Here is a 25784-nt window from a genome sequence, read left to right on the forward strand (position 1 = left end):
TTACTCTAATAAAACACTTCTTACTCTAATAAAACACTTCTTACTCTAATAAAACAATAGTGTTAGAATTCCCAAAATAAACATAAAAACGATTTTAAATCCCTAACACATGCCGTTGTGAAACGTTAAGAGAGAATATGATGACATCAGATCCAAAGCGCCTAAATAAATTTATTAGTGAAACGGGTTTTTGCTCTCGCAGAGAGGCTGACCGCCTAATAGAACATGGTCGGGTGACCATTAACGGTCAGATACCGGAAATGGGTACAAAAGTACTGCATGGTGACGATGTTTGTGTCGATGGAAAACTCATAAGTGCAGCCACAGAACGTCCCGTATATATCGCTTTAAATAAACCTACTGGGATTACCTGTACAACCGAGAAAGATATTGCAGGCAATATCGTCGATTTTATTGGCCATAAAAAACGTATCTTTCCTATCGGACGCTTGGATAAACCCTCAGATGGCTTGATCTTTTTGACCAATGATGGTGATATCGTCAACAAAATTCTTCGCGCTGGTAATAATCACGAGAAAGAATATGTAGTACGAGTGAACAAACCCATCACTGAGCAATTCATTAAAAATATGAGCTCTGGCGTTAATATCCTCGACACCACCACCTTACCTTGCCAAGTCACCAAAGAGACAAAGTTCTCCTTTCGTATTGTTTTAACACAAGGTCTAAACCGTCAGATTCGTCGAATGTGTGAAGCATTGGATTATGAAGTGTTTAAACTGCGCCGTGTACGCATTATGAATATCACTCTCGATGGCATCCCGAACGGCCAATGGCGCTACCTAACCGATGGTGAATTAGAAGAAATCTTGGCCATGTGTGAGCACTCCAGCGGCACAGAAGACGCATCAAAAACCGATACACAAGGAAAAAAAATACGCAGGGCAACCGATGCCAAGCTGTTTGATAGTCGCGACGAAAACAAAGACTCAAAAGCAAGACGCAACCAAAAAACACGCACCTTTAAAGGCAATGATGCCGAGCAGTTTCGCCGTGGCCCCAATACCAAAAAGTCACACTTTGAATCCTCGGATACTAAGCCAAAACGTGACAATCCCAAAGCTAAATCAGGCCAAAAAACACAGCCTAGAAAACAAGGGACATTGAGCTTAAAAAAGTAGCAGTGCCTGAGTCGTCTATAGATCCAATACCACCAACTGAAATTAATAAAGCTGTTCAGGATTTCACTGAATAGCTTTTTAGTGCAAGAGTAACTTAAAAACTATGGACAAATCTCGTTAGGAGTAACGCCCAAAAGTCATGCCTCAAAAAATTAAAAATTAATCTTGTTCAATCGCTATCCATAAAGCATCAGCGCCTTTTAACACTCCCCTTCTCGGCAACCTGTCCGTGCATAGGACCAAGTATTCATAACCACCATTTCATTAAAAATGATAACATTTACTTACACTTAAGTAATAAATACATTAGTAATTACAATGTATTTTATCATTATAAATTTCATAACAATAAAAATATACACAAGTGAGCATATATATAAAAATTCAACTTTAAAAAGGCATAACATGCATAAAAAACTTATTGCTACTTTGGCTGTTTCTATGGCCTTCACTCTGCCAAACACCATGGTTTTTGCGAATGAAAATTCGATTGAACGTAGAAACGTCACCTCAGACTTACTACAACCATTTGATAAAGCTTGGCAGCTCCACTTTGCTAAAGATTACGCAAACATAACTCAATCCATACCAGATCCACTGCTCGTCACATCGCAAAAAGTCAAACAGGCACTCGCTAAACATGGCTACCATAACATTGACCCTGATGCCGTTTTTTATCACCGATTTGATGGTGCACAAAGTAGCCACCGGACCTATAACGGCTGGGCTCACTACGAACATCCAAAACAAACCTACACAGTAACTCAAGCTGTTATGCTGAACGCGTTTAGCCAATACAGAGATACCTTTCCGGACACAATAAATGTAGATACAGGCATTTACACTCAAGATGCCAGTGGCCAAGCGTTTGATGAAAGAAATGAAGTTCGTCTACTTTCTTCCAAGCTTTGGGACATAGCCTATTACGACTTAGACATTCAGGGCTCATATACACAAGCACTTAAAACATTCTGGGCTAATAACACCACTCGCTATACCCAGCTTATGCGAGATAGCTACGCTTTCTCAGCCTACAAACAGTATCAACACGGCCTACTTGATCAAGCTCAATACCAGTTAGCGATCTCTTTGCTCAATCCAACCAAAATAAGAGACGTGGATGTGTATCGATTTGATGTATACGGCTATGACTCAACTGATATTTTGTTAATCGAAGCGAAAAATGGCCAAGGTGGCTTGATGTACATTCCTGGAGCAACTCAAGCTTTCTTTGCTTATAGAAGTGAACGTCAACTCAAAAAGCACCTATTCAAAAGCCTGAAAAGCTCAGCTGCCCGAAAAGATATGGAAAAACACTTTAGCCTTTATCTAAGGCAAAATGGTTCTTCATATTCTGGTGTTGATGTGGCCATAAATGGGTTCGCAACAGGATCGTGGTCAGAAGGCTACATGATGATGAAACGTCACCCAGTCCACGGTAATGTATTTGCTCGAATGACAGAACAGATGAAAGCTCGCCTAGTTAGTGATGGCGACACCATGATCAAATCTAACCAAGAAGCGCAGCGCGATTACATTCTTTCGGTGGCTTACAGTGTCATGACCCTACTTCCTGTGGTGGATGTGATAGCACCTGAAGTCGGTATCCCTCTTAATATTGCCTTAAGTACAAGTCAGTTTGGTTTAAGTATCGACAAAGCCATCTTCGGTGATACTTTAAAAGAGCGCCTTGAAGGAACCAAAATGTCATCCATTAACGCCGCTATTATCGGTGCAACCACAATATTACCAGCACTCGCACAATATGGACGCTCTCTTGCACAAGCGACAGAAATAGCAACAGAAGCCCTACCAAATACCATAGTCATGAACCCAGGCTTTCCAGCACAGCAGCTAAATGACTTTACTTCCATGCCAAAAATAGTGGTTCATCCCCAAACTGGCGAAGAGCTACTAGGTGTGAGGATCACCAACAAAAGTCGAGGCGCTTTACTACGTTCAGATGGCTTTAGTTATTATCGAGAAGTGGATCCAGCCAGTGGCCGTTTGCTTGAAGGAAAACGCGTAGTGCGCACAGTAAACCCAGAAACGGGTGACATACAGTTCCTTGAAAACCTTGGTCTGCGAGGTGGTGGCGATGATCTTAGTAACGAGGTCACCCCTGATGTAGATGTCGCATCAAGCAATGGCAGTGAGAGAAGTGACTTACCAGAACTCCTTTTGCCCGAGGATTTACCTGAACGTCCTGGTATAGGTGGCTCTGGTTATGCTGATATGGGCGGCAGAAACGATGACGCACTGCGTGATTTCTATGAACTAGAAAGTAAAGTTGATCCACAAGCCTACTTAACCGATGTGAATAAACTGCACGAAGTAAATGTAGCCGCGCAACGTGAAATTCGTAATCTTCCATTCTACCAAACGTACGATACCGAGCTTAAAGGAGCGCTAGTATATCGAGGTGACACACGTCTGCCTGACGAAATCTTCCACTCTGGCTTTAACCGTAAAATTGAGCGCATCGAGTATACACAACTTGCGCATCATACTCGTGGTATTCGCGGTGTAATATCGACCACAACTGATCAAGGTATAGCGGTAAACTATGCGCTACACAATCAACGAGGCTACGTGTATGCGATTGAACTCAACCATGGAGGTAAATCGGTAGATACTCTATTGAGAGACAAGTCTCTCAGTGAAGTCGCAACTCTCAATATTCCACCTGAGGACATCATGTTTGCCATGGGTCCATTTACCGGTGCAGAAACCTCGTACAGTACCCTACTCGAAGATCAACAACTAAGGACGGCTGAGTTGCTCATTAACCCACATGCAACAGCATTACCTGAAGTCGCGCAACGGGCATTTGAGCAAATGAAAGCAACACTCAAATACCCATTAAGCCCAGAAATGTCGTTCAGAGAACGTTATGCAAGTAGAAAGGATTTATTCTGGCACCAAGACGAGGCGCATTTAGCCTCCTCAGACACAGTCCACTAGGGCTAAACAACTCTAACGATAAGACTGCACCACACAAAAGCGCCAGTAATTACGCTGGCGCCCAAGTTATTTTTCATCATCTAAATAATCACTATTCTGACTCTGCATACTTACGTGCGTATCTTCGCTTACACTTCCAGTGATCTCAATGGATGTCTTCACACCTACCAAACTGGTGATTCTCCCATCGTCTCCGACAAATGGTCGATAAACGCTCTTAAAAGCGGTGTTATCTGTTTGCGTGTTTCGTATATTGCATAAACGCCTAGTGTTTGAGGTTGCCAATCAGATAACAATTCAACCAATTTACCGTCATCAATTAATGGCTTTACGCTCGGCGTAGGCTGTAAACTTATACCACAACCTTTGAGTGTTGCAGCTAACAAAGCTTCAGAGGTATTGGCACTCACATTTCCTTGAATAGCAATCGACTCACTACCATTTGGCCCATCAAACGTCCATGCTGTGCGGCCAAAATAACTGAATGACAAACAATTATGATAAACAAGATCTTGTGCGCTACTTGGTGTGCCTTTCCGCTCGATATAAGAAGGTGCTGCACATATCACAGAGCGACACTCTCCAAGGTGTTTAGCAACTGCGTTTTGTGAGAGGTCATTGGTAATTCTGATCGCCAAGTCGATTCGCGAATCAACAAGATTTACAGTCTTATCTGTAGAGAGTATATCAATGGAAACCTCAGGCCAACACTCAACGAATTGGCTAATCACATCAATCAAACAACTCTCTACAATCGAATAGCTTGCTGTAATGCGTAACTGCCCTTTCAAGTTCAGTGAGTTTTGATTTCTGATCCCATTTAAAGAGTCTTCAAGAGCGAGCAGTTCCCTAGCAACATTCAACGTTTCTTTTCCAGTACTGGTTAAACTCAAGCTACGCGTGGTTCTATGCAGTAATCGAGTATCCATCCATTTTTCTAACTCTCCTAAGTACCGAGTCACTTTGCTTCGAGACATGTCTAAATGCTCAGCGACCGCACTTAAGCTACCACGCTCTACTATTGCAACGAAGACTCTCATCGCCTCTAGTCTGTCCATACTCCCTTCCTGATGAACGAAATCCAACAACACAGCCTTGATTATATGTTCGAAAATCGCAACAGTGAAAGTCGATTTGGTATCTATTTCATCTAATTTTAATCGAATAACATCGTTATCACTTCAACTGAGGGTGGCATGGGGTCACCGATGATAAGGAAAAAAAGATGAAAAAACGCACAGCATCACTATTAGCAACCACATTATTTTCAGTAAGTGCTATGTCAGCAGAAAAACTCAATATCACTCACTATAACCCCGGTTCAGAGGCAATATTCCCAGCAAGCTCCGTGTTAGTTTCAGGTGACAAAGAAGCCATTTTGTTTGATGCGCAATTCAGTACTACTGATGGACAAAAGCTGGTTGAACTAGTGAAAGAATCAGGCAAAACACTGTCTATGATTTACATCAGCGCAGGTGACCCAGATTATTACTTTGGTTTAGAACCTATTGTTGCTGCATTTCCAAATGTAGAGGTTGTCGCAAGCAGAACAGTGGTCGACCATATTAACAAGACCAAAGAAGCAAAGTTAGAGTATTGGGGCCCCATTTTAGGAGAGCATTCACCTTCTAAAGTAATTGTACCAAGTGTACTTGATAAAACGTCTTTGACTCTTGATGGTAAAACCATTGAAGTAAAAGAGATAAATTCTCATCAGGCTTATCTTTGGGTCCCATCTGAAAAAACAGTCTTTGGTGGTGTCTCTGTTTACAGCGGTGTGCATGTTTGGATGGCTGACACACAAAAGAAGAAAGCACGCGAGCAATGGGTACAATCACTTGAGCGTATGAAGAAGCTCGAACCACAAGTTGTCATTCCTGGCCACTACTTAGGGGAAATGCCTAAGGGTATCGACGGGGTTCAATTTACGATTGATTACTTGGGCCACATTGAAAGTGTGTTAGAGGATAAACATAACCTAACCTCAAAAGAAATCATCAAAACAATGAAAGATAAATACCCAGAACTGCAAGCCACTGAAAGTGATCTAACACTTGGAGCGCAAGTGCTTAGTGGAGAGGTTGAATGGCACTAATTTAAGAACGCTACCAATCACTGTTGACTAGCTCGCTCCACGCCATGAGTAAACTACATTCAACATCCTCTCACTTACAACTAAAATATTGCCTTGTCGACTATCGTCAAGGTAATATTTCTTCGGAACGATCTTGCTATGAATATTCATTTTAGAACCGCTAAAGCAACTGACTTTGATAATGTCGTTGAACTCTATGTTAACAATATGGATCTCCGTGCACTCACCAAAGCAACCTGTAAATCTGAGTTCCACAGTCTTGCTATTCTAAATCTGGCGCAAGACTTTTATAAAGCCAATATGATCATGGTGGCAGAATGCAAAAGTGAAATTTGTGGCGTGATCATCGCTACCTCTGCGCAAACAAACCAAGTGGCTATAAGCTTTGATCCAGCACCAAGGCTACAAAAAGCAAATATGGCACTAAAGAATACCCCCCAGGGTCAACGGATACTGGCTGAGCGACAAGATAAACTCACATCGTACCACCACAAAATACAAGAGGATGATGGTAATTCAGAACTGCTCTTGATTTGTATCGATAAAAAATTTCGTCGGCAAAAAATTGGTTCACAACTTATTGAGCAATACGAAGCGTTTTTACGACAATTGGGGGTGAATAAGTACCGACTTGTTTCTGACAACCTTTGTACTTATCAGTATTACGACACCAATGGCTATGACTGTGTCAAACAAGAAGAAAGTGCCTTTAACCCTGATGTTACTCGCTTTATTTATACCAAAAACGTCTAATACCTTCGCTGAAAACAAAAAGGGCCAAAGCCCTTTTGTTTAATTGAGGTTTGTTGTGAGATTAAGCCTGCTGGCGAGTCGCACAAACCACGATTTCGCGGATGCATACACCTTGAGGCTGCTGGTAAGCATACTCAACAGAGCGGGCAACATCATCTGGAGAAAGTGCTCCGCCCATTGACCCTTTCCAATCTTCGTAGCCATCAATAATATCGCTTGAGGTGGTGTGCGACAGTAACTCAGTTTCGACCGCACCAGGGGCGATAGTTGTCACTCGCACATTAAAATCTGCCACTTCTTCACGCACATTTTCAGAGATGGCATGAACAGCAAACTTGGTGCCGCAGTACGCTGCATGATTGGCAAATGATTTTCGGCCCGCAATCGAACTGATATTAATAATGGTGCCCGTTTGGCGAGCTTTCATAGGAGCCAATACGGCCTGCATCCCATTCATAAACCCCATTACATTAACATCAAACATAGCTTTCCATTCAGCCGAGTCTTGGACATCAAGCGGGCTTAGCAGCATCACCCCTGCATTATTGACAATGCAATCGGTCGGGCCAAACTGCGCTTCCGCTTTAGCGATGGCAGCCTCAAATGATGACTTATCAGTCACATCGACTTTTTCGCATAGGGTATTAGGTAAATCTAATGCCTGAAGACGATCTACACGACGAGCAAGCAATAACAAAGGATGCCCCACATCACTTAGACGACGTGCGATAGCTTCACCAATACCTGAACTTGCACCTGTGATAACGATTAATTTTTTCATGTTTCTCTCCAATGATTTATCCAATTGGCAACATCTGTCGTTGCGATGGATGTATGTTAAGAAAAACATTGGTGTTGATATATAGCACTTAAATCAAATTACTATTGCCAAACAGCAACAATAACCAAGTGCATAGATAAAGAGAAAACCAGTACTGGTAGAGATAAAAGCAGTGTTCTGATCACTTAAACAAAAGGGTAAGTTGAAATATTAATAGTCACGCTCAAAGCATTGCTTGATAAAATCGATAAAGGTGCGCAGACGGATTGGTTGATATTTATCTCTATGATAAACGGCGGAGAATGGTACCAATGGAATTTGCCATTGCGGCAGAACACGAACAAGTTCACCCTCATTCACGGCTTTCTCACAATACATTAGAGGTACACGAATGATGCCATTGCCGATAAGCGCAGAATTTATCAGCGCATGACCGTTTTTACTGACCAGTTGCCCATCAATGGTGACATCATAATGCTCTTGGCTGTCTTGTGTTGATTGAAAACTCCAGCGTGTAATTGAGCCTATAAGGCAGCGGTGCTGAGTTAAGTCTCTAGGGTGCTTGGGGCTACCATATTGCTCGATATAACTAGGGCTGGCTAATGTGGTAATCTCAACACCCATTAGTTTTTTTGCAATAAACCCTGAGTCTTCCAGCTCTCCCATACGAAAAGCAATATCAAAATCATCTTGGATCAAGTCAACCCTATGGCTACTAAAATCTAGGTATACTTGTATTTGAGGGTACTGAGCCATGAACATGGCCACATAATCGGAGATAATGCTTTCACCAATATACCCACCGACACAATTAACTCGAATTAAACCACGCACCTCTTCGGTATCATCAACCGCGGCAATCAAGGCTTGATCGATCTCGTTTAACGCTTTTTCGCATTGAAGGTAAAAGCTCTCCCCCGCATGGGTTAATTTTAAGCTGCGGGTGGTTCGCGTGAGTAGTGTTACTTTAATTTGTTTCTCTAGCGCACTTATCTGCCGAGAGACATGAGAGCGAGAAACAGACAGCGCCTCGGCAGCCTTGGTGAAGTTGCCCAATTTGGCAATAAGCACAAAGGTTCGGACATCGGATAAGTTGATATTGTTTAGCATTAAGATCACCGCGGATTATTGTTGCCCTATAGCAATAATAGTAAGATTATATCTCCATACATCAACAATGTATTCCACTATCTTATCCGCTAAAGCGTTATCTCTTAGCCAGGACTCTGCGATAAACAAGCGGCAGGCATGTCACTCTATTGGCATTCAATCCGCGAGGGGATTGTTATCTCTTGGGATGTGATAGTTTCACCCACTTTGATCATAACCGCTCCAATATTTTCGTTTTTTAAAAAGACTTTACTGTCATGATCAAACCCATAGGATGTGGAGGGACTCATAATTTGAGTGGTGTGTAGTCGCTTAGTTTTGATAAAGGAATGCCCATGGCCGCATATAATATGTTGAATGTTTTCATTATTTAAAACAGAGGTTGCGACTTCTTTTTGGTTTTCTAACCCGATTGCATTAAACCAATCACAGTCATTTTCAAAAATGGGGTGATGTATAACTATCACTGTCTCTTGGTTGGCATTGTCAATTCTTTTAATGTCTTCACTGGCGACTCGACCTGCCCCTAGCATCATTGCCTTTTTCGCCTTTTTGCTAGAGTCAATAAACATGACATTAAACCTCTCTATAGATACCTGTTCAGCCACTTTTATCGATGTGTCTTTGAAAGCAGATTTCATCATGTCTATGCAGTCGTGATTACCCGCGATTGCATATATATTGGACGTACTAATGTGCTCAGAAATTAAACGCGCAAAGACTTCATACTGCGGTATAGATGGGCTTTCGCAAATATCCCCAGTTATAAATAGATAGTCAAAGTTTAAACGATTGATAAAGTTTAATGTATGCGCCAACGCTTGCTTAGCGTTAACTTTATTTAGATTAAAATGACAATCACTAATTTGAACTATGGTTTTCATTTCTAAGGTTCTCTATTTAATAAGCGACTAAAAAACCGCCACTAACTCGCGCAGGGCTTTCTTTATTGCGGCTGATAATAGCATGATAAACCGATTATAATTGCCCATTTCTCATATACTCCTTTGTGATAGATATCTAACTCACACTTCCTTATATTAATAATCCCCTGCATGACTTTACCCTGTGTTGTGGCACAATAAATTTGCGTCACTACATTCTAGGTCTCAAAAATAATAATAAAAAGTTATAATCCTCATAAAAAATTAATTTCTAAAATGTTTTTTTAATTAATATTAAATCAATTTATTAAAGAATAATTATTTATAGGTTAAAAATGAAAGTTTTAAAATTGGATATACTATCTACAGTTTCTGGTGCTCGCTTTAATGCTAACACAGAGTTAATGAGCATAGGTTTTAATCTTGGAGGTATTCACGCTAGTACAATTAAGGGATTAAGTGAACTTCTAGTGAGACCTGTTAAACCTTCCAATACCAAAGCGGCAAATAAACTCCTACCTCAATAATCTTATTTGGGCGCACCCACAATAGACGGGCTTTTCGTAAGGTAAATTTGGGACACACACCAAAAGGACTATCATTCTTGGGCCCTTGTTGTATCTGTATTTTGCTAGTTTTATAGGTACTTTGCATTCCTAGCTAGACATTGAATAATATGTGACTAAATATTCAATAAAGTGACTAACTGATCGGCATTAAAGATATGACTCTATCACTTTTTACGAATGGTACCGAGACACAGCACTCACCCAAATTTTCAGTTATTGAATAGTGTATCTTAAGCTGAGGCTCTACCCCATTCAATGAGAAAAATCCAATGAAAATTTGTAACCATTTGTATTTAAATGTTTTTTGTGCAAAAAAAGTAAGAAAGTTTACACGTTAAGTGTACTGCTTTCTGACAATCATCATTCCTTTAGGTGTCATATTTTTCAATTTAAACAATGGTATCCATATGAAAAATATTTCTCTCTATACAGCATTGATCTTTTCTTCTGCATCTTATGCAATTGAAAATGGTGCGTTTTTAAACTGGAGTAGCTCATATTCTGATATAGCTACTTTTAATTGTACGGGTACAGTTATTGCCGGGAACAAACTCATAACAGCGAGTCACTGTGAGCCTCAAAAAAATTCGGTATATCTTGCCGATAGCAAATTATTAAGTGCCACATCTAGCAATCACCCAACTAGTTTAGATGACGAATTCGCACCCGATGTATCAGTTTGGACACTGCCTGAAACTGTTCAAACAGAAAATATTCGGTTTATCGCGAACCTCAATACTGATCCTGTTAATGATAATGACTATGTGACTATCTTGGGGTTTGCTGGTGGAACAGAGCTTAACAGCGCCAAAACAATGATAAATTCATCATTCAGTAAAGCTAACAATTGGTATCGTTCCACATTTATTGGAAACGGCATAACTCAGGGGGGAGATTCTGGCGGCCCTTGGCTTAACGAGGAAGGAAAAATAGTTGCTATCCATAGATCTGTGGATGATGACTCTTCTATGATCGCGACTAGGCTATATAGTGTAAAGGATTGGTTATTAAAAGAAATTAACGGTTGGCACTACCCCACAGTTAAAACTGGCAGCGGTAATCTCAGTATCAAAATACAATCCTTACACCAAGGTGGGGCAACAAATGGTGCATACACCACAGGTAATATCAGTTTAACAGGTGGAACATGTTTTGATCGAGAGTTTTCGCCTTTTGAAACATGCACTTATAATGTTAAAGCATCAGAATGGGCATCGGGTACTCTGCATTTAAGTAAGACAGAAGTTATCAATATTAACCCTGTCGTAGTACCGAGTGCTGATACTACGAATACCTTTAAGGTTACAAGAACAAATACAACGCCTTTCTCTGGGAAAAGAGAGAAAGGACTTCAAATGTATCAAGAAGATTGGGGAAGTTCTGATTCAGTTGAGGTTTCGATGGGACAATCAGTTACTGTCAACGAAGACACTGTGACTATGCTGACTACCGAGAGTCTGATGGACTGCTCAGCGATAGCAATTCTTACTGGATTTGATGGCATCAATTATACAAAAAGAACTCTAATGCACCTTAACGGCAGTAACGTTTATGCCCCACTAAACTATGAAGAAAATGCCAAACATATTCTGTCAGAAGCGAAAGAGTCTCTGCAAAATGGTGGTAAAGTTATTATTTGTGGTGGTATGAGCTCACAATCAGATTTCGGTCTTGAAATAACTATCAGGCAGAAAGAGATTCTAGATCTGATAAAAATGGACAATACTGACGTGGTTATAGCAGGATCGAAGAGCATTTCTGTCTCACCAGACGGCAGCTTTACTCTCGATGGTTTTACAAGGGGTGAACTTGATGAAGAAACTAAACATCAAATCGTCCAAAATGCTATCAACGATTAATCCCCCAGTAATCCTTCACTCACCCTATTACTAGGGTGAGTGGCACTCTAATCATTACTCCATAAAAACGGTAAATTCAGCGCACACATCAAAAGGACTTTAGCGAATAAAGTTCTCAAATTCGGGTACATAAAGAGCGGATAGTTCGGTCTCCCAAACAACCAATTCATTTTTCTTACATAAAGTCACCATGGTTTTTTCATCATTGAAAAAATCATTAACCTTTCCGCTCCAACATTGTGGAGACGTTTTTTCCAACAAAATATTCTCTGACATATGATCATTGATCTTTCTTCCGCTATCATAAATAAAAGCATGATACCAAGAGTTTGATTGGCTTAGCATACCCTGCACGCCACTCTGACACATTCACCAAGAAATTGGACAATTCCACGTTACGATTTCAGATGAATGTCAGGCATTCGGATAAATTTGGCTAGGGCAAAATGAAAGACCTGACCCCGAGAATTTGTTCTGTGGAGGTAATGTTTTCTTATTAATACCTCCAGATTGCCACCACAAAAAGATCACTCAAGTTAGATGTGGGATCAAGTTAACTCTGTCACATAACTTTGCTGTCAAGACCTTGCGGGTAAATAGTTACGTGAAGAATAATAGTTATTTATGTTTAAAATATTAAAAACAACAGCGATGTATTTTAAAAATATACGCTTTCTAGTTTTCATTACACTTATATTTAAAAAATGCCCATGCATTCTCCCTTAGCGGAGGGTAGTAAATAGTTAGAAGTAAATATCGTAATACTTATTTGGTATTACTGAGGGTTATAGATTTGAACAAAAATATAACCCTCATTAGAATATTAATGATTTTTTAGGCTCTTGATGTAATCAATAACATCATTTACATTTACCAGGTTAAGCAAGCATTAATAATTTTTGCTGCTTGTAGAGGGGGAAGCTCACTCCCTTCTTTGGGTTGCTTATCCCACTCCTGATCTAGAGATAATTCTAATCCATTGAGTGATTGGGACTTACCATCTAGTAATAGAACCTTCTCTCTCTCTTGGTTATATACAAGATTTAAAGTGAAGCCCAAATGCGATTTTGCTTCTTGAATACCTATCTGTTCATCGAAATTATTTGGATGTAATATGCTATACAAATGTTTTATATGCTCTGGTATTCTATTTACTCCATCTTTGTAGGCTGGAAAATTAAATTGTCCTTTATGCACATCAATTAAATCTTTTCTAATAAGAGATTGAGGGTTGGTTGGGAATTTCACCGGTTCATAACCACCCATAACTTTATGCTTCAAAGAGTTTAATACAAATATATTATGCTTTTTATCTCTTGGAATATTAGGAAGTAAATTTATTTTACCACTCTCTTTATTTACCACACCACTGAAAGAAATAAATTCTCCTTTATTTATATCATAAAGTGCCTCTTTTAGTCGCAGGACTGATTCACTATCCAAACTAAAAATCTCTGAGGATTCAATATTTAGATTAGAGCTTGATCTATTAAACTTTATGCTATCTATACCTTTTTCAATCATCTTATCTTGAATTGGGGATTTTTCGGAAAATAACAAATTATAGGTATGAGTGTAACTAATGGCTAATTCATTTAATACTTTATTTAGGTTAAATGATTCTTGAGTTGGTTGTGTAAGTGAGTCAGTTTCTTCTATGAATATTGTATTGTATTTTACAAACCCATATTGATTCGACATCTTATCTATAACTGATTTTAATTCCGATGTTTTTAACTGACTAGAGGGAGCAACAATAATTAATGGTTCATATAGATCACTGATTTTGTGTTCTTGACAACTGTGATATAAACCAATATTAATGTCAGTTAATTCTCCTTTTTGCACTTGGGTAGGAGCAATGAATACATTACCAAGACTACTATGAGTGCAAATACCGGTATTATCTGAAAGAGTATCATCAGTATTAGAACTATATGGGTTGATTACCACTACATCTCTTTTTTTATTAAGTGTGTCTTCATCACATCCAGCAAATGTTTGCGAAGAAATGATAAAAAATAATATATTAGTTAATATTAAATTTATTTTCATCTTTCAATAGTATCCTATTAATTTTAGTTTCTGATGATTATCATAAGTAAACATCAAAGGCCTTCGTAATTTTAAATCAGAGTATGTAAGTGTGTTATCAGGTCTTACCCTGAATTTGACGAAAAAGCACAATTAAACTAACTGCATATCAATGGGGATATATAGCGTCAATTGTAGGTTAAATTTCGTACAGATATTTGGTTCTAGATTAAACATAAAGTGGAGATGCACAATGTAATGGGGTCAAGCTTGCCTTTATAAACATTAGTTTTTCTATACCAAATCTACCCAATGACTTTTACTCAAACTTCGACACGCAACATAAAATGGGGCAAAAACATCCCAGCCAAAAAACTGAGCGAGCTACCAGCCATGACTCTAACAGCTACACGCTGACCAAGGTAAAGTTAAATTTAGGACATACACCAATAGAACTTTACCGGGCAACACTCTTCTATTGACTCAAAGAGTGCTAGCCATTACTTGCTCTTCCTGTAAGAGACTGAATTTAAGATAATTATGAGTATCACTACAAAAATTAACAACAAAATAAAGGTGGAAGACTTATATCTTTCGCTAAAACTTACCAATGGGGAACAAAGCCAGATTATCTCCAATATGCCTTGCGCTTACAAAGACATCTATTACCAAAATCAATACGATAAAATTGATGACACGTTTGATTTCACTGAGCAAAACCCTGGCCGAGTTTGTTATCCAAATGAATTGGGGGAATATACCTCAAACTACATTAAAAAAATGGCAGGCCACGGATACTACAACCTTTTTTCCTTTTCATTGAGTCATAGAAACCAGTCTATCTCATGTATTGTCACCGTCCCATGGAAACCGCACGATAATCAACTTCATTTTAGTGAATTGAGAGACAAAGTGATAAACTCGACGAAAACTATAATACGTGAATTTAGTCAATATCCCGAGTTAGCTGATATAGACTTAGCACTTAGCACTTAGCACTTAGCTAAGCTATCCAACCAAGATTGATAGCTTTTATCGCTGCATCGATGGTTTTTTTTGCCCCTAACTTTAGGCGCGCATTTTTAAGGTTACTATGTACGGTAGATACTTTATATCCAGTAATCTTAGATATTTCTGTCACGTCTATCCCATCTTTTGCTAGAGATAAGCATGACAGTTCTCCATAATTAGGCTTTTCAATAGGGCTATCATTAAAGAGCTGTCCTGCGATTGTCTCTGGATTAAAAATAAGTGGGGACAACTTTACTTCTTCCATTTCTACCGAGATTTCATGAATGTACTTCTTAAGCATGTACTTTGAAAATTTAATCACAGCTTTATCTTTAACCTCATTGAAATACAAACTACCTTCCTGACAAAAACTCCCCAGAACAAACGAAACCTTCATCGAAGCAATAATCGAAGATCTAGCATATAAGTTATTGATATTGAATCATTTTTCTAATTTTTTCGTTAAACTCCACTTCTTGAGGGTCTCTATTATTTTTAGTCATAAACACCCCTTCCTTATCGTTATTCAACATAGGGTCGATAAGGTATAAGTTCTCCTTTCTATATATTTTCTTTACATCTGAAGGCAAATTTGAAATCACCGATACATTTCTATTGCTTTCAATATATAAGCTGTATAGGTCAATATTTAATTTTTCTTTCAGTGACTCACAATCAGATTTTATTGCTGAATCTTTTCTGAGCGATAGTTCTGAATTCGACTTTTATTTCATTGAGTTAACAACTTAATTATTCGGTTTGTGGATATGTACCAATCAACCCTAAATTTAGGGTTTTTGTATAAACAGCTTTAACTTACCCTAAGTTCTTACTACTTCGGGCTGTTCCTAAAATAGTACCGGGTAAGCTCCAAGCCAAATTGTACTATTATCTATAACCTTACTAGGTAAATGCCTCACAATTCTTTTGTGAGGCAAGCTTTTTAGCTAATTTGTCCGTAGCTCAGCTGCCTTGTTAGATGATGGTTTCCATAATGTATCTCAAAAAGCACTGTATCTATTAATTATTATAAAAATCAGAATGTTATTAACATCATCTAACTTGATAATACTAAAGAAGATATTAACAATACATAAGCTTTAGTACCCGAAAACTAAAAGAAGTTTATAATGACTCAGCCAACTGGACTCAGGAAAAATTTTGTTAACAAAAGAAACACTAATTCAATGGTACTATCTTCCACTGAGTAATATGGGCTAAATCCTTTATTGAGAAAAAGCGCCCTTACTAAAAATTTCAAGTGTACAAGTCCTCAAGTACATAAAAGCCCCTAAACGCCAAAGCGTTTAGGGGCTAAATCGATTAAAGGTTTGGACTTTATATGGTTACGGCGTGTAGTAGGTTGCCGCGCCCGGGCCAACAGGTAGGCCAAACACAAATACCCATAGGTAGAAGAGTAGGCTCCAGCCGACGATAAAACACAGTGAGTAAGGCAGCATAGTGGCGATTAGGGTGCCAATGCCAAGGTTTTTCATATAACGCGTCGCTACAGCCAGAATAAGGGCGAAGTAGCTCATCATAGGCGTGATAATATTAGTCGCCGAATCACCAATTCGATATGCCGCTTGAATCGTTTCTGGCGCGTAGCCAACTAGCATCAACATAGGCACAAAAATAGGTGCAGTGACTGCCCACTGAGCTGAAGCTGAGCCAATCATCAAGTTAATAAAGCCGCACATCAAAATAAAGGCAAAGAACAACATAGGCCCTGTTAAGCCAATCTCTTGTAAAAAGCTCGCCCCCGAAACAGCAAACACTTGGCCAAAGTTAGTCCACTTGAAAAAGGCGACAAACTGGGCGGCGAAAAACACCAGTACAATGTACATACCCATTGAGGACATCGACTTTGACATGGCATCAATCACGTCGCGGTCAGTTTTCATTGTGCCGACAACTTTACCGTAAACCAGCCCTGGAATCGCAAAAAAGACAAAGATAAAGGCGACAATACTTTTCAAAAATGGTGAACCAGCTACTGTGCCTGCATCGGAGCGTAAAATGCCATCGGTTGGCACTATGGTCCAAGCCAGCAATGCACATACAACAAGCACGCTCATGCCAGCTAGTTTCATGCCTTTTTTCTCAATCTCATTCAATTTGCCCATAGAGTCATTGGACAAATCTTCTGCGGCTTCATCTTCGCTGTACTTGCCAAGCTTAGGCTCAACTATTTTTTCAGTGACAAAAGCGCCCATGCCGGCGATAAAGAAGGTTGATACAAACATGAAATACCAGTTGACCTCGGGCCCAACCGTATAGCTTGAGTCAATCAGCTGTGCAGCCGTTTCCGTGATCCCTGAAAGCAATGGATCAACCGTGCCAATCAGCAAGTTAGCCGAATAGCCGCCAGAGACACCAGCAAAAGCAGCGGCAAGGCCAGCTAGAGGGTGGCGACCCAAAGAATGAAATAGCATGGCTGCAAGAGGAATAAGCACTACATAGCCAAGCTCTGAAGCCGTATTAGAGATAATGCCCGCAAAGACAACGGTGATGGTGACCATGCGCTTTGAAGCGCCCATGACCATCCCACGCATCACAGCCGAAAGCAGCCCTGAGTATTCGGCAACCGCAACGCCCAATAGCGCAACTAGAACGGTTCCAAGCGGCGCAAAGCCAACAAAGTTTTTCACTAAGTTGGTTACAATTAACTCAAGGCCATCAGCATTGAGCAGACTCACTGCGTGAATCATGCCGTCAGCGGCTCGCCCTTTTACACCTTCAGGCCTTGGGTCAATAACAGAAAGTTCAAAATATCCAGCAATGCCTGATGTGACCAATACCGTAGCGCAAAGGATCACAAACAATGTGATGGGGTGAGGCAGTAGATTGCCTAAGTACTCAACCATATCTAAAAAGCGCGTGAATATCGGCTTTTTAGGTGAGTTAGGTGTAACTGAAGCAGATGACGTCATCTGTTCCCTCCTTGTAAGTAGTTACTGCACTTTGTAACAATTTGCCAACAAAGTTTGTGAAGGTTACTCAACAAAGAAATCAATTAAAAGTCGTAAATGTAACAAAGCGTTAGTCTGATCATGATATCTCAGGGAATAAAACCCTAAAGTTAGTGATATACCCCATGCAATCGACAATAATCAATACAATCAGTTACACCACTAACTTGGGTTACTCAGCGCTGAACCGCTTTAAAGCGTGGGTTAGCTTTGCAAATCACATACAGCCTCCCTTTTCTCTTCACAATTTGGCAATCCGGATGGCGATTTTTAGCACTCTTGAGAGATTTTAGTACTTTCATTTACTCGTCTCCTTTCGCAAATTGTCCAAAGCGACGCTTAAAGTTAGCCACTCGCCCTTCCTGATGTATAACACGCTGTTTACCAGTGTAAAAAGGATGTGATTTAGATGAAACCTCAATGGTAAAATAGGGGTAGGTGTTACCATCTTGCCACTCGATCGTACGATCGGTGTTTAATGTCGACCCAATTAAAAAATATTCATCAATACTGGTATCATGAAATACCACGGTTCTGTATTCAGGGTGAATGTTATCTTGCATAAATACTCGTCCATATTCGATATGTTATAACATAACAAATGATAACGACTATCAACAAGTATTGCTAGTCTTTTTGTGGTACTTTTATTGCCCCCCTTGCCCTGAGAGAAAAATATGTATTCTGTAAAACCAATCGGTTTTATTGAAAGTCCCTATAAAGAAAAGTTTGCAGTGCCTCGCCAACCTAATTTGGTTTCAGCTGCATCCTCTCGAGTCAAATTATTGGGAGAAGCCAATAATCCTGAAGCCGTGAGAAGCCTAGAGCAGTTTTCACATCTTTGGCTGCTATTTCTATTTGATCAAAATTTAGAAGCCGGATGGAAACCTACTGTTAGACCACCAAGATTAGGTGGTAATGAGCGTGTGGGGGTGTTTGCGTCTCGTTCTACTTTTAGGCCCAATGGTATAGGTATGTCAGCGGTTGAAATGAAAGGCATCACTAAAATGGGGGAACAAATCTATATCGAGCTAGGTAACGTCGACTTAGTTAATAATACGCCGATTCTCGATATCAAACCCTATATTCCCTACTCAGACTCTATTGCTTGTGCCAATGGTGGCTACGCTGAAGAAGAACCCATAACTTTGCCTATTAACTTCTCATCAGAAGCGCTTCACATAATAAAACAACGCAGTGATGCCAGTACCGTTAAAACAGTCATCGAACAAGTTCTGGCGCAAGATCCAAGGCCAGCTTATAAAAAAAACAAGCCTGACACTAAAGAATATGCCGTCAATTTATTCGATTTAAACGTAAAATTTATCGTCAAAAATGACTTAATTACCGTTACTGACATTGAGTGCTTTTGACAAAGGCTTTTGGCTGATATTATAAACGGCTGACTATTTCCCTGATGGAAATAAAATACTCCGACCCATTTTGGTTGGAGACACTAACTTTAACAAACGGATAAAATTAATGCGTACCAGTAATTATCTTCTTTCTACTTTGAAGGAGACTCCAAACGACGCAGAAGTTGTGAGCCACCAGCTCATGCTACGTGCAGGTATGATCCGTAAGCTGGCCTCAGGTTTATACACCTGGCTACCTACTGGTCTACGCGTACTGCGTAAAGTCGAAAACATCGTTCGTCAAGAAATCGACAATGCAGGTGCAGTCGAAACTTTGATGCCCGTGGTTCAACCGTTTGAACTTTGGGAAGAGACAGGCCGCAGTGAGAAAATGGGCCCTGAGCTGCTTCGCTTTACTGACCGTCATACACGTCCGTTTGTTCTAAGCCCAACCGCTGAAGAAGTGATCACTACCCTTGTACGTAACGAAGTGAGTTCATACAAACAGCTACCTCTTAATTTGTATCAAATTCAGACGAAATTCCGTGACGAGCGTCGCCCTCGCTTTGGTATTATGCGCGCTCGTGAATTCTGCATGATGGATGCGTATAGCTTCGACATCGATAAAGAAGGGTTAGAAAAATCTTACCAAGCGATGCACGATGCTTACTGCAAGGCGTTCGATCGTATGGGGCTTGAATACCGCCCTGTACTCGCCGACTCTGGCGCTATCGGTGGTAGCGGTTCGCAAGAGTTCCACGTACTAGCAGAAAGCGGTGAAGATCTCATCGCATTCTCGACCGAGTCTGACTACGCAGCAAACATTGAAAAAGCTGAAGCAGCTGCTCCTGTTGGTGAGCGCGCGGCTCCTAGCCAAGATATGACGATGGTTGATACGCCAAACGCAAAAACGATTGCCGAGCTTGTAGATCAATATGACCTACCCATTGAAAAAACAGTGAAAACTCTGTTCGTCAAAGCATCAGAAGAAGTGGGTGCCGATATAATCGCACTCATCATTCGCGGCGATCACGAGTTAAACGAAGTCAAAGCAGAAAACCTTCCGCAAGTGGCTGCTCCATTAGAAATGGCGACCGAAGAAGAAATTCGTGCGCTTGTCGGTGCGGGACCAGGCTCTCTAGGCCCCGTCGATCTGAGCCTACCATTTATCGTTGATCGCACCGTTGCTGTAATGAGCGATTTTGGCGCTGGCGCTAACATTGATGATAAGCACTATTTTGGCATCAACTGGGGTCGTGATGTAGAGCTAGACCAAGTTGAAGATCTACGTAACGTAGTAGAAGGCGATCCGAGTCCTTGCGGCAAAGGAACGCTGATGCTTAAACGTGGTATCGAAGTAGGCCATATATTCCAGTTAGGCAACACATACTCTCAAGCAATGAACTGTGGAGTTCTGGGTCCAGATGGTAAGAATGCCATTCTAGAAATGGGCTGCTACGGTATTGGCGTATCACGTATTGTTGCTTCTGCTATCGAACAAAACCACGATAAATATGGCATTATTTGGCCCGATGCACTGGCCCCTTTCCAAGTCGCGATTGTTCCAATGAACATGCACAAATCTGAAGAAGTCAAAGCAGCAGCTGAGAAACTGTACACAGAATTGTCCGCGATGGGTATTGAAGTTCTATTCGACGACCGTAAAGAGCGCCCAGGTGTTATGTTCTCTGATATAGAACTTATCGGCATACCTCACACTGTAGTGATCGGCGATCGCAGTATGAAGGAAGGTAACTTCGAATATAAAAATCGCCGTACTGGTGATAAAACATCGATTGCTATCGCTGAAATCATTGCCCATCTAAAAGAGCAATTGGTTTAACCAATAGACAAACTGCTAAGCAAAAGGCTGATATTAATACATCAGCCTTTCTCATTTTAACGGTATGCTTATACCAATTACTCTAATGGTTCTTTAGGGGCTTGGTTTTTCACTTTTTTAGGCGCAAAAGGGACATCTTGCAATTCATCCGTATTACCGTCAGTTAATTCTCCGCAATGAAATAACCCAAACTCTCCCGGCTTCATACGGTGCCATTCTTCATTGTCGGTCAATGGCTGTGTTGCGATAACCGTCACTACATCGTTTGGCGTCGTTTCTTCCTGAAAATTGATTTCAATATCTTCATCAATAAGAGAAGCTTTACCAAATGGAGCCCGGCGAGTGATCCAATACAAATGGTTAGTACAGTAAGTCATTACATATTCACCATCTGACAGCAACATATTAAATACCCCTTTCTCACGCAGCTGATCACAGCATTTCGCAATCAACTTAAACACACCTGCCATATTTTGTGGTGGTTCAGGGTAATTATCCTCCATTTGCTTTAATAGCCAGCAAAAAGACAATTCGCTATCCGTCTGGCCAACAGGGCGGTGCCGCCCCGTGACTAAATCATGGTATTCACTTAGTTGGCCATTATGCGCAAATGTCCAATAGCGGCCCCATAATTCACGAGTAAACGGGTGTGTATTTTCAAGATTAACCGCACCACGATTTGCCTGGCGAATATGGCTAATAACAGCGCAGCTTTTAATCGGGTAGTTCTGAACCAATTCTGCAATTTTTGAATCACAACTTGGATTTGGATCTTTGAAATTACGAAAGCCTTTACCTTCGTAAAACGTAATTCCCCAACCATCACGGTGCGGACCCGTGTTTCCACCACGTTGCATCAATCCAGTAAAACTAAAACAGATATCGGTTGGCACATTGGCGCTCATTCCGAGCAGTTCACACATAGCTCAAAAAGCTCCTTATAAAACAACAATACCAGCGCTAAACACTGGTATTGTATAAGCTTGATTAACCCTTAACCATATAGAAGAGTTATTGTTCCATCTCTTTTTCAATTAGCTGAATCACTATATGGATGATCTTGATATGAACTTCCTGAATGCGATCAGCATAACCAAAATGCGGCACACGAATTTCAATATCCGCTAGACCCGCCATTTTTCCACCGTCTTTACCAGTAAGTGCGATCGTTTTCATTCCTTTAGCTTTAGAAGCTTCAATGGCTTTAAGAATGTTACCTGAATTGCCAGAAGTGGATAGCCCAAACAGCACATCACCCTTAGAACCAACTGCTTCAACATAACGAGAAAACACATGATCATAGCCAAAGTCATTGCTGACACAAGATAAATGGCTGGGATCTGAAATCGCGATACCAGGAAATCCTGGCCGATTTTCACGGTAACGCCCAGTGAGTTCTTCAGCAAAATGCATAGCATCACAATGCGAGCCTCCGTTACCACAAGATAATACCTTACCACCTTGCTTAAATGACTCAGCAAGCATCTTAGCTGCCGCTTCAATTTGTGCGATATTAGTATCATCACTAAGAAATGCATTTAATACTTCAGCAGCTTCAGTTAATTCGTTTTTAATCAGATCCTGATACATAGGTTGTTCTCTAATTATTGAGTCTTTAAAAGCCGACGTTATCTGTCGTCATCGTCATAATCAGAGTTTACTCAAACAATCCTCTCTGTCGATAGCTGCTAGTAAACAATTGCGTTTTTATTGTGTTTCTAGCCCCAAAAAACCGTTTGTCTCTTCACTTTTAGGTTTTTTACTCTATCAAGATCATTTTTAGGTACTTTTTTGTTTTACATTTATTTAATACTTTTATTACAATAAACTGGTTGGACCTCTACTGGAATTACAGCGTATAAATAAATACAACACGCTGAACAAGGAACATAAACTATGGACACTTTGATCTCTATACTTGGATTTTCTGCTGTACTTGCAGTCTGTCTGTATCACCGAACAACCTTGGTTAAATCTATGGTTGCTCTTACTGCAACCTTATTAGTACTTTCTGCCCTTGGCACTGCAGGTTCAGTTAGCTGGATTCTATTCATAGTAGCGGCTGCCGTTCTAACTATCCCCTCAATACGACAATCCCTCATCAGTAAAAAAGCACTCACTGTGTTTAGAAAAGTACTGCCTGAAATGTCGCAAACAGAGAAAGAAGCTTTAGATGCTGGAACGGTATGGTGGGAAGCAGAGCTATTCAAAGGCAAACCAAATTGGCAACAGTTACATGATATCCAAGCGCCCCAGTTAACTGCTGAGGAGCAAGCCTTTCTAGATGGGCCAGTCAATGAAGTCTGTGCCATGGTAAACGACTATCAAGTCACCCATGAATTAGCTGATTTACCACCACAGGTTTGGCAATACCTGAAAGACAACCAATTTTTCGCAATGATCATAAAGAAAAAATATGGTGGCTTAGAATTTTCGGCCTATGCGCAGTCTTTGGTTCTACAGAAACTCACAGGGGTATCCTCTGTATTGTCTTCCACCGTGGGTGTACCAAATTCACTTGGCCCAGGCGAACTCCTGCAACATTATGGGACAAAAGACCAAAAAGACTACTACCTGCCTAGACTGGCTGAAGGAAAAGAGATCCCGTGTTTTGCTCTAACTAGCCCTGAAGCAGGATCCGATGCTGGTTCGATTCCAGATTTTGGTGTCGTCTGTAAAGGTGACTGGGAAGGAAAAGAAGTCGTAGGAATGCGCCTGACTTGGAACAAACGCTATATCACATTAGCGCCTATCGCTACAGTTCTTGGCCTAGCATTTAAATTACGCGATCCAGAAGGCTTATTAGGTGATCAACAGGAAATGGGGATTACATGTGCCCTTATCCCTACCAACCTCAAAGGTGTTGAGATAGGTAGCAGGCATTTTCCACTCAATGTACCTTTCCAAAATGGCCCTACTCGTGGCGAAGACTTGTTTGTTCCATTAGATTTCATCATTGGTGGTCCAAAGATGGCAGGGCAAGGTTGGCGTATGCTCGTCGAGTGCTTATCCGTTGGACGAGGAATCACATTACCCTCTAATTCAACCGGAGGAATCAAAACAGCAGCACTTGCAACAGGTGCCTACGCTCGAATTCGTCGCCAGTTCAAACAGCCAATAGGCCAGATGGAAGGTGTAGAAGAACCACTAGCACGCTTAGGTGGCAATGCTTATGTAATGGATGCTGCAAGTAATCTTACTGTCGCAGGTATTGATCTCGGAGAGAAACCATCGGTCATATCCGCGATAGTTAAATACCACTGTACCCACCGTGGCCAACAAAGCATTATCGATGCAATGGACATTTTGGGTGGTAAAGGGATCTGTTTGGGCCCCTCGAACTTTCTCGCTCGGAGCTATCAAGGAGCTCCTATTGCAGTCACAGTTGAAGGTGCGAACATTCTCACTCGTTCAATGATTATTTATGGCCAAGGCGCCATTCGCTGCCACCCATATGTACTTGAGGAAATGGATGCCGCTTATTCCGAGGATTCGGATGCTCTAGATAAGTTTGACTCAGCCTTAGCAGGTCACGTTAGCTTTACTCTTAGCAACCTTGTTCGCAGTTTCTGGTTAGGGCTGACTGATGGTCGCTTTTCTGCGTCTCCTGTCAAAGATTCAACCAGTCGTTACTATCAACAGCTCAATCGCTACAGTGCGAATATTGCATTCCTATCAGACATCTCAATGGCTGTTTTGGGTGGTTCTCTAAAACGTAAAGAACGCCTTTCAGCTCGTTTAGGGGATATATTGAGCCAGCTTTATCTTAGCTCTGCCACTCTAAAACGTTTTGAGAATGATGGTCGAATTGCTGAAGACTTACCACTATTGCATTGGGGGCTTCAAGATAGCCTCAAACAAGCTGAAGCAGCGATTGACGAGCTATTGGTTAACTTTCCCAATAAATGGTTAGGTAAGGCTTTAAGGGTCATCACTCTTCCCTTTGGTCTAGTCAGAAAAGCACCAAGTGATCAATTGGATAGTGAAGTAGCACAAATACTTCAAACACCTTCAGCTACACGTGAGCGCCTGGGTCGTAACCAATACTTCCAAGCGAGCGAATTCAATCCAGCTGGTAAGGTTGAACAAGCATTACACGTTATTTTGCAAGCTGAGCCAATTTTCAACAAAGTGTGTAAAGCACTGGATGAGAGGCGTCCATTCTTACGCTTGGATCTTATCGCTGATATGGGTTTAGAAAAAGGCATTATTGATTCTGATGACGCTCAATTATTGCGTAATGCAGAGCAGCATCGTTTATACGTCATCAGTGTGGATGACTTTGACCCAAAGGACTTGGCAGCCATGCCAAGTGAGGTATTTCCTCTGATGGATGAAGTTGCTTAACAAGCAATATATAAGGGCTGCATCTGCAGCCCTTATTAGTTTCTCACTTAAATTAAACCTTATTG

22 protein-coding genes are annotated in these 25784 nt (G+C 40.7%); 10 read left to right on the top strand and 12 right to left on the bottom strand.

Annotated features, from left to right (window positions below; genetic code table 11):
• The first annotated feature begins 140 nt into the window (after nucleotides 1–140).
• Both rluF and OCV27_RS11340 read left to right on the top strand, forming a co-directional pair.
• Nucleotides 141–1142, top strand: a complete 1002-nt coding sequence (rluF, locus tag OCV27_RS11335; RefSeq protein WP_125320696.1) for a 23S rRNA pseudouridine(2604) synthase RluF — start codon at nucleotides 141–143, stop codon at nucleotides 1140–1142.
• A gap of 405 nt (nucleotides 1143–1547) precedes the next feature.
• On the top strand, nucleotides 1548–4106 hold the full coding sequence (locus tag OCV27_RS11340) for a dermonecrotic toxin domain-containing protein (protein WP_125320667.1): 2559 nt from the start codon (nucleotides 1548–1550) through the stop codon (nucleotides 4104–4106).
• 164 nt (nucleotides 4107–4270) lie between these two features.
• Here OCV27_RS11340 and OCV27_RS11345 read toward each other — a convergent pair whose 3' ends face one another.
• Nucleotides 4271–5164 carry a LysR family transcriptional regulator gene (locus OCV27_RS11345; RefSeq protein ID WP_125320666.1) on the bottom strand — a complete coding sequence of 298 codons (894 nt, stop codon included), beginning with the start codon at nucleotides 5162–5164 and terminating at the stop codon, nucleotides 4271–4273.
• A 167-nt stretch (nucleotides 5165–5331) separates the two neighbouring features.
• On the opposite strand from OCV27_RS11345, the gene OCV27_RS11350 reads away from it, so the two are divergent.
• Together OCV27_RS11350 and OCV27_RS11355 are read left to right on the top strand one after the other, a co-directional pair.
• A complete protein-coding gene (locus OCV27_RS11350; protein WP_125320665.1) occupies nucleotides 5332–6201 on the top strand; it encodes a Vmh family MBL fold metallo-hydrolase in 870 nt (289 codons plus the stop codon).
• A gap of 138 nt (nucleotides 6202–6339) precedes the next feature.
• Complete coding sequence (locus OCV27_RS11355; RefSeq protein WP_125320664.1) at nucleotides 6340–6954, top strand: GNAT family N-acetyltransferase; 615 nt, start codon at nucleotides 6340–6342, stop codon at nucleotides 6952–6954.
• 61 nt (nucleotides 6955–7015) lie between these two features.
• Here the strand turns inward: OCV27_RS11355 and OCV27_RS11360 are convergent, their stop codons facing one another.
• From OCV27_RS11360 to OCV27_RS11370, 3 genes are all read right to left on the bottom strand, one after another.
• A complete protein-coding gene (locus tag OCV27_RS11360) occupies nucleotides 7016–7735 on the bottom strand; it encodes an SDR family oxidoreductase (RefSeq protein ID WP_125320663.1) in 720 nt (239 codons plus the stop codon).
• 210 nt (nucleotides 7736–7945) lie between these two features.
• Entirely contained in the window at nucleotides 7946–8845 is a 900-nt protein-coding gene (locus tag OCV27_RS11365) for a LysR family transcriptional regulator (RefSeq protein ID WP_125320662.1), read from the bottom strand.
• A 146-nt stretch (nucleotides 8846–8991) separates the two neighbouring features.
• Nucleotides 8992–9729 carry a metallophosphoesterase family protein gene (locus OCV27_RS11370; protein ID WP_125320661.1) on the bottom strand — a complete coding sequence of 246 codons (738 nt, stop codon included), beginning with the start codon at nucleotides 9727–9729 and terminating at the stop codon, nucleotides 8992–8994.
• Nucleotides 9730–10064: 335 nt separating this feature from the next.
• On the opposite strand from OCV27_RS11370, the gene OCV27_RS11375 reads away from it, so the two are divergent.
• Together OCV27_RS11375 and OCV27_RS11380 are read left to right on the top strand one after the other, a co-directional pair.
• Complete coding sequence (locus OCV27_RS11375; RefSeq protein WP_337969070.1) at nucleotides 10065–10256, top strand: hypothetical protein; 192 nt, start codon at nucleotides 10065–10067, stop codon at nucleotides 10254–10256.
• A gap of 449 nt (nucleotides 10257–10705) precedes the next feature.
• Nucleotides 10706–12157 carry a trypsin-like serine peptidase gene (locus OCV27_RS11380; RefSeq protein WP_337969071.1) on the top strand — a complete coding sequence of 484 codons (1452 nt, stop codon included), beginning with the start codon at nucleotides 10706–10708 and terminating at the stop codon, nucleotides 12155–12157.
• Nucleotides 12158–12256: 99 nt separating this feature from the next.
• On the opposite strand, the gene OCV27_RS11385 is transcribed toward OCV27_RS11380, so the two are convergent.
• Together OCV27_RS11385 and OCV27_RS11390 are read right to left on the bottom strand one after the other, a co-directional pair.
• On the bottom strand, nucleotides 12257–12502 hold the full coding sequence (locus tag OCV27_RS11385) for a hypothetical protein (protein WP_125323432.1): 246 nt from the start codon (nucleotides 12500–12502) through the stop codon (nucleotides 12257–12259).
• A gap of 525 nt (nucleotides 12503–13027) precedes the next feature.
• Nucleotides 13028–14212, bottom strand: a complete 1185-nt coding sequence (locus tag OCV27_RS11390) for a hypothetical protein (RefSeq protein ID WP_337969072.1) — start codon at nucleotides 14210–14212, stop codon at nucleotides 13028–13030.
• A 519-nt stretch (nucleotides 14213–14731) separates the two neighbouring features.
• Between OCV27_RS11390 and OCV27_RS11395 the strand changes: the two genes are divergently transcribed.
• Nucleotides 14732–15187: a hypothetical protein gene (locus OCV27_RS11395; protein WP_125320559.1), complete on the top strand. Its 456-nt coding sequence runs from the start codon at nucleotides 14732–14734 to the stop codon at nucleotides 15185–15187.
• Between the two features lie 7 nt (nucleotides 15188–15194).
• Here OCV27_RS11395 and OCV27_RS11400 read toward each other — a convergent pair whose 3' ends face one another.
• From OCV27_RS11400 to OCV27_RS11415, 4 genes are all read right to left on the bottom strand, one after another.
• Nucleotides 15195–15554 carry a helix-turn-helix transcriptional regulator gene (locus OCV27_RS11400; RefSeq protein WP_185759753.1) on the bottom strand — a complete coding sequence of 120 codons (360 nt, stop codon included), beginning with the start codon at nucleotides 15552–15554 and terminating at the stop codon, nucleotides 15195–15197.
• 994 nt (nucleotides 15555–16548) lie between these two features.
• On the bottom strand, nucleotides 16549–18135 hold the full coding sequence (locus tag OCV27_RS11405; protein ID WP_125320557.1) for an AbgT family transporter: 1587 nt from the start codon (nucleotides 18133–18135) through the stop codon (nucleotides 16549–16551).
• Nucleotides 18136–18350: 215 nt separating this feature from the next.
• Nucleotides 18351–18476, bottom strand: a complete 126-nt coding sequence (gene ykgO / locus OCV27_RS11410; protein ID WP_125320556.1) for a type B 50S ribosomal protein L36 — start codon at nucleotides 18474–18476, stop codon at nucleotides 18351–18353.
• Nucleotides 18477–18737, bottom strand: a complete 261-nt coding sequence (locus tag OCV27_RS11415; protein WP_125320555.1) for a type B 50S ribosomal protein L31 — start codon at nucleotides 18735–18737, stop codon at nucleotides 18477–18479.
• Nucleotides 18738–18851: 114 nt separating this feature from the next.
• Between OCV27_RS11415 and tsaA the strand changes: the two genes are divergently transcribed.
• On the top strand, nucleotides 18852–19547 hold the full coding sequence (tsaA, locus tag OCV27_RS11420; protein ID WP_125320554.1) for a tRNA (N6-threonylcarbamoyladenosine(37)-N6)-methyltransferase TrmO: 696 nt from the start codon (nucleotides 18852–18854) through the stop codon (nucleotides 19545–19547).
• A 109-nt stretch (nucleotides 19548–19656) separates the two neighbouring features.
• Nucleotides 19657–21372 (top strand): proline--tRNA ligase, encoded by a 1716-nt coding sequence (locus tag OCV27_RS11425; protein ID WP_125320553.1) that lies wholly within the window; start codon nucleotides 19657–19659, stop codon nucleotides 21370–21372.
• A gap of 77 nt (nucleotides 21373–21449) precedes the next feature.
• Here OCV27_RS11425 and OCV27_RS11430 read toward each other — a convergent pair whose 3' ends face one another.
• Both OCV27_RS11430 and lpcA read right to left on the bottom strand, forming a co-directional pair.
• On the bottom strand, nucleotides 21450–22295 hold the full coding sequence (locus OCV27_RS11430; RefSeq protein WP_125320552.1) for a class II glutamine amidotransferase: 846 nt from the start codon (nucleotides 22293–22295) through the stop codon (nucleotides 21450–21452).
• An 88-nt stretch (nucleotides 22296–22383) separates the two neighbouring features.
• Nucleotides 22384–22962 carry a D-sedoheptulose 7-phosphate isomerase gene (lpcA, locus tag OCV27_RS11435; protein ID WP_125320551.1) on the bottom strand — a complete coding sequence of 193 codons (579 nt, stop codon included), beginning with the start codon at nucleotides 22960–22962 and terminating at the stop codon, nucleotides 22384–22386.
• A 306-nt stretch (nucleotides 22963–23268) separates the two neighbouring features.
• On the opposite strand from lpcA, the gene fadE reads away from it, so the two are divergent.
• Nucleotides 23269–25719, top strand: a complete 2451-nt coding sequence (gene fadE / locus OCV27_RS11440) for an acyl-CoA dehydrogenase FadE (protein ID WP_125320550.1) — start codon at nucleotides 23269–23271, stop codon at nucleotides 25717–25719.
• Nucleotides 25720–25784 lie beyond the last annotated feature (65 nt).

It is taken from the genome of Vibrio pectenicida (assembly GCA_024347015.1).
Lineage (GTDB): Bacteria > Pseudomonadota > Gammaproteobacteria > Enterobacterales > Vibrionaceae > Vibrio > Vibrio pectenicida.

Coding starts and splice junctions, on each gene's coding strand:
- OCV27_RS11365 (WP_125320662.1), bottom strand. CDS start 8,845: ATGCTAAACAATATCAACTTATCCGATGTCCGAACCTTTGTGCTTATT.
- OCV27_RS11430 (WP_125320552.1), bottom strand. CDS start 22,295: ATGTGTGAACTGCTCGGAATGAGCGCCAATGTGCCAACCGATATCTGT.
- OCV27_RS11360 (WP_125320663.1), bottom strand. CDS start 7,735: ATGAAAAAATTAATCGTTATCACAGGTGCAAGTTCAGGTATTGGTGAA.
- OCV27_RS11355 (WP_125320664.1), top strand. CDS start 6,340: ATGAATATTCATTTTAGAACCGCTAAAGCAACTGACTTTGATAATGTC.
- ykgO (WP_125320556.1), bottom strand. CDS start 18,476: ATGAAAGTACTAAAATCTCTCAAGAGTGCTAAAAATCGCCATCCGGAT.
- OCV27_RS11375 (WP_337969070.1), top strand. CDS start 10,065: ATGAAAGTTTTAAAATTGGATATACTATCTACAGTTTCTGGTGCTCGC.
- OCV27_RS11380 (WP_337969071.1), top strand. CDS start 10,706: ATGAAAAATATTTCTCTCTATACAGCATTGATCTTTTCTTCTGCATCT.
- OCV27_RS11340 (WP_125320667.1), top strand. CDS start 1,548: ATGCATAAAAAACTTATTGCTACTTTGGCTGTTTCTATGGCCTTCACT.
- tsaA (WP_125320554.1), top strand. CDS start 18,852: ATGTATTCTGTAAAACCAATCGGTTTTATTGAAAGTCCCTATAAAGAA.
- OCV27_RS11395 (WP_125320559.1), top strand. CDS start 14,732: ATGAGTATCACTACAAAAATTAACAACAAAATAAAGGTGGAAGACTTA.
- lpcA (WP_125320551.1), bottom strand. CDS start 22,962: ATGTATCAGGATCTGATTAAAAACGAATTAACTGAAGCTGCTGAAGTA.
- OCV27_RS11345 (WP_125320666.1), bottom strand. CDS start 5,164: ATGGACAGACTAGAGGCGATGAGAGTCTTCGTTGCAATAGTAGAGCGT.
- rluF (WP_125320696.1), top strand. CDS start 141: ATGACATCAGATCCAAAGCGCCTAAATAAATTTATTAGTGAAACGGGT.
- OCV27_RS11350 (WP_125320665.1), top strand. CDS start 5,332: ATGAAAAAACGCACAGCATCACTATTAGCAACCACATTATTTTCAGTA.
- OCV27_RS11425 (WP_125320553.1), top strand. CDS start 19,657: ATGCGTACCAGTAATTATCTTCTTTCTACTTTGAAGGAGACTCCAAAC.
- OCV27_RS11405 (WP_125320557.1), bottom strand. CDS start 18,135: ATGACGTCATCTGCTTCAGTTACACCTAACTCACCTAAAAAGCCGATA.
- OCV27_RS11370 (WP_125320661.1), bottom strand. CDS start 9,729: ATGAAAACCATAGTTCAAATTAGTGATTGTCATTTTAATCTAAATAAA.
- fadE (WP_125320550.1), top strand. CDS start 23,269: ATGGACACTTTGATCTCTATACTTGGATTTTCTGCTGTACTTGCAGTC.
- OCV27_RS11390 (WP_337969072.1), bottom strand. CDS start 14,212: ATGAAAATAAATTTAATATTAACTAATATATTATTTTTTATCATTTCT.
- OCV27_RS11415 (WP_125320555.1), bottom strand. CDS start 18,737: ATGCAAGATAACATTCACCCTGAATACAGAACCGTGGTATTTCATGAT.
- OCV27_RS11385 (WP_125323432.1), bottom strand. CDS start 12,502: ATGCTAAGCCAATCAAACTCTTGGTATCATGCTTTTATTTATGATAGC.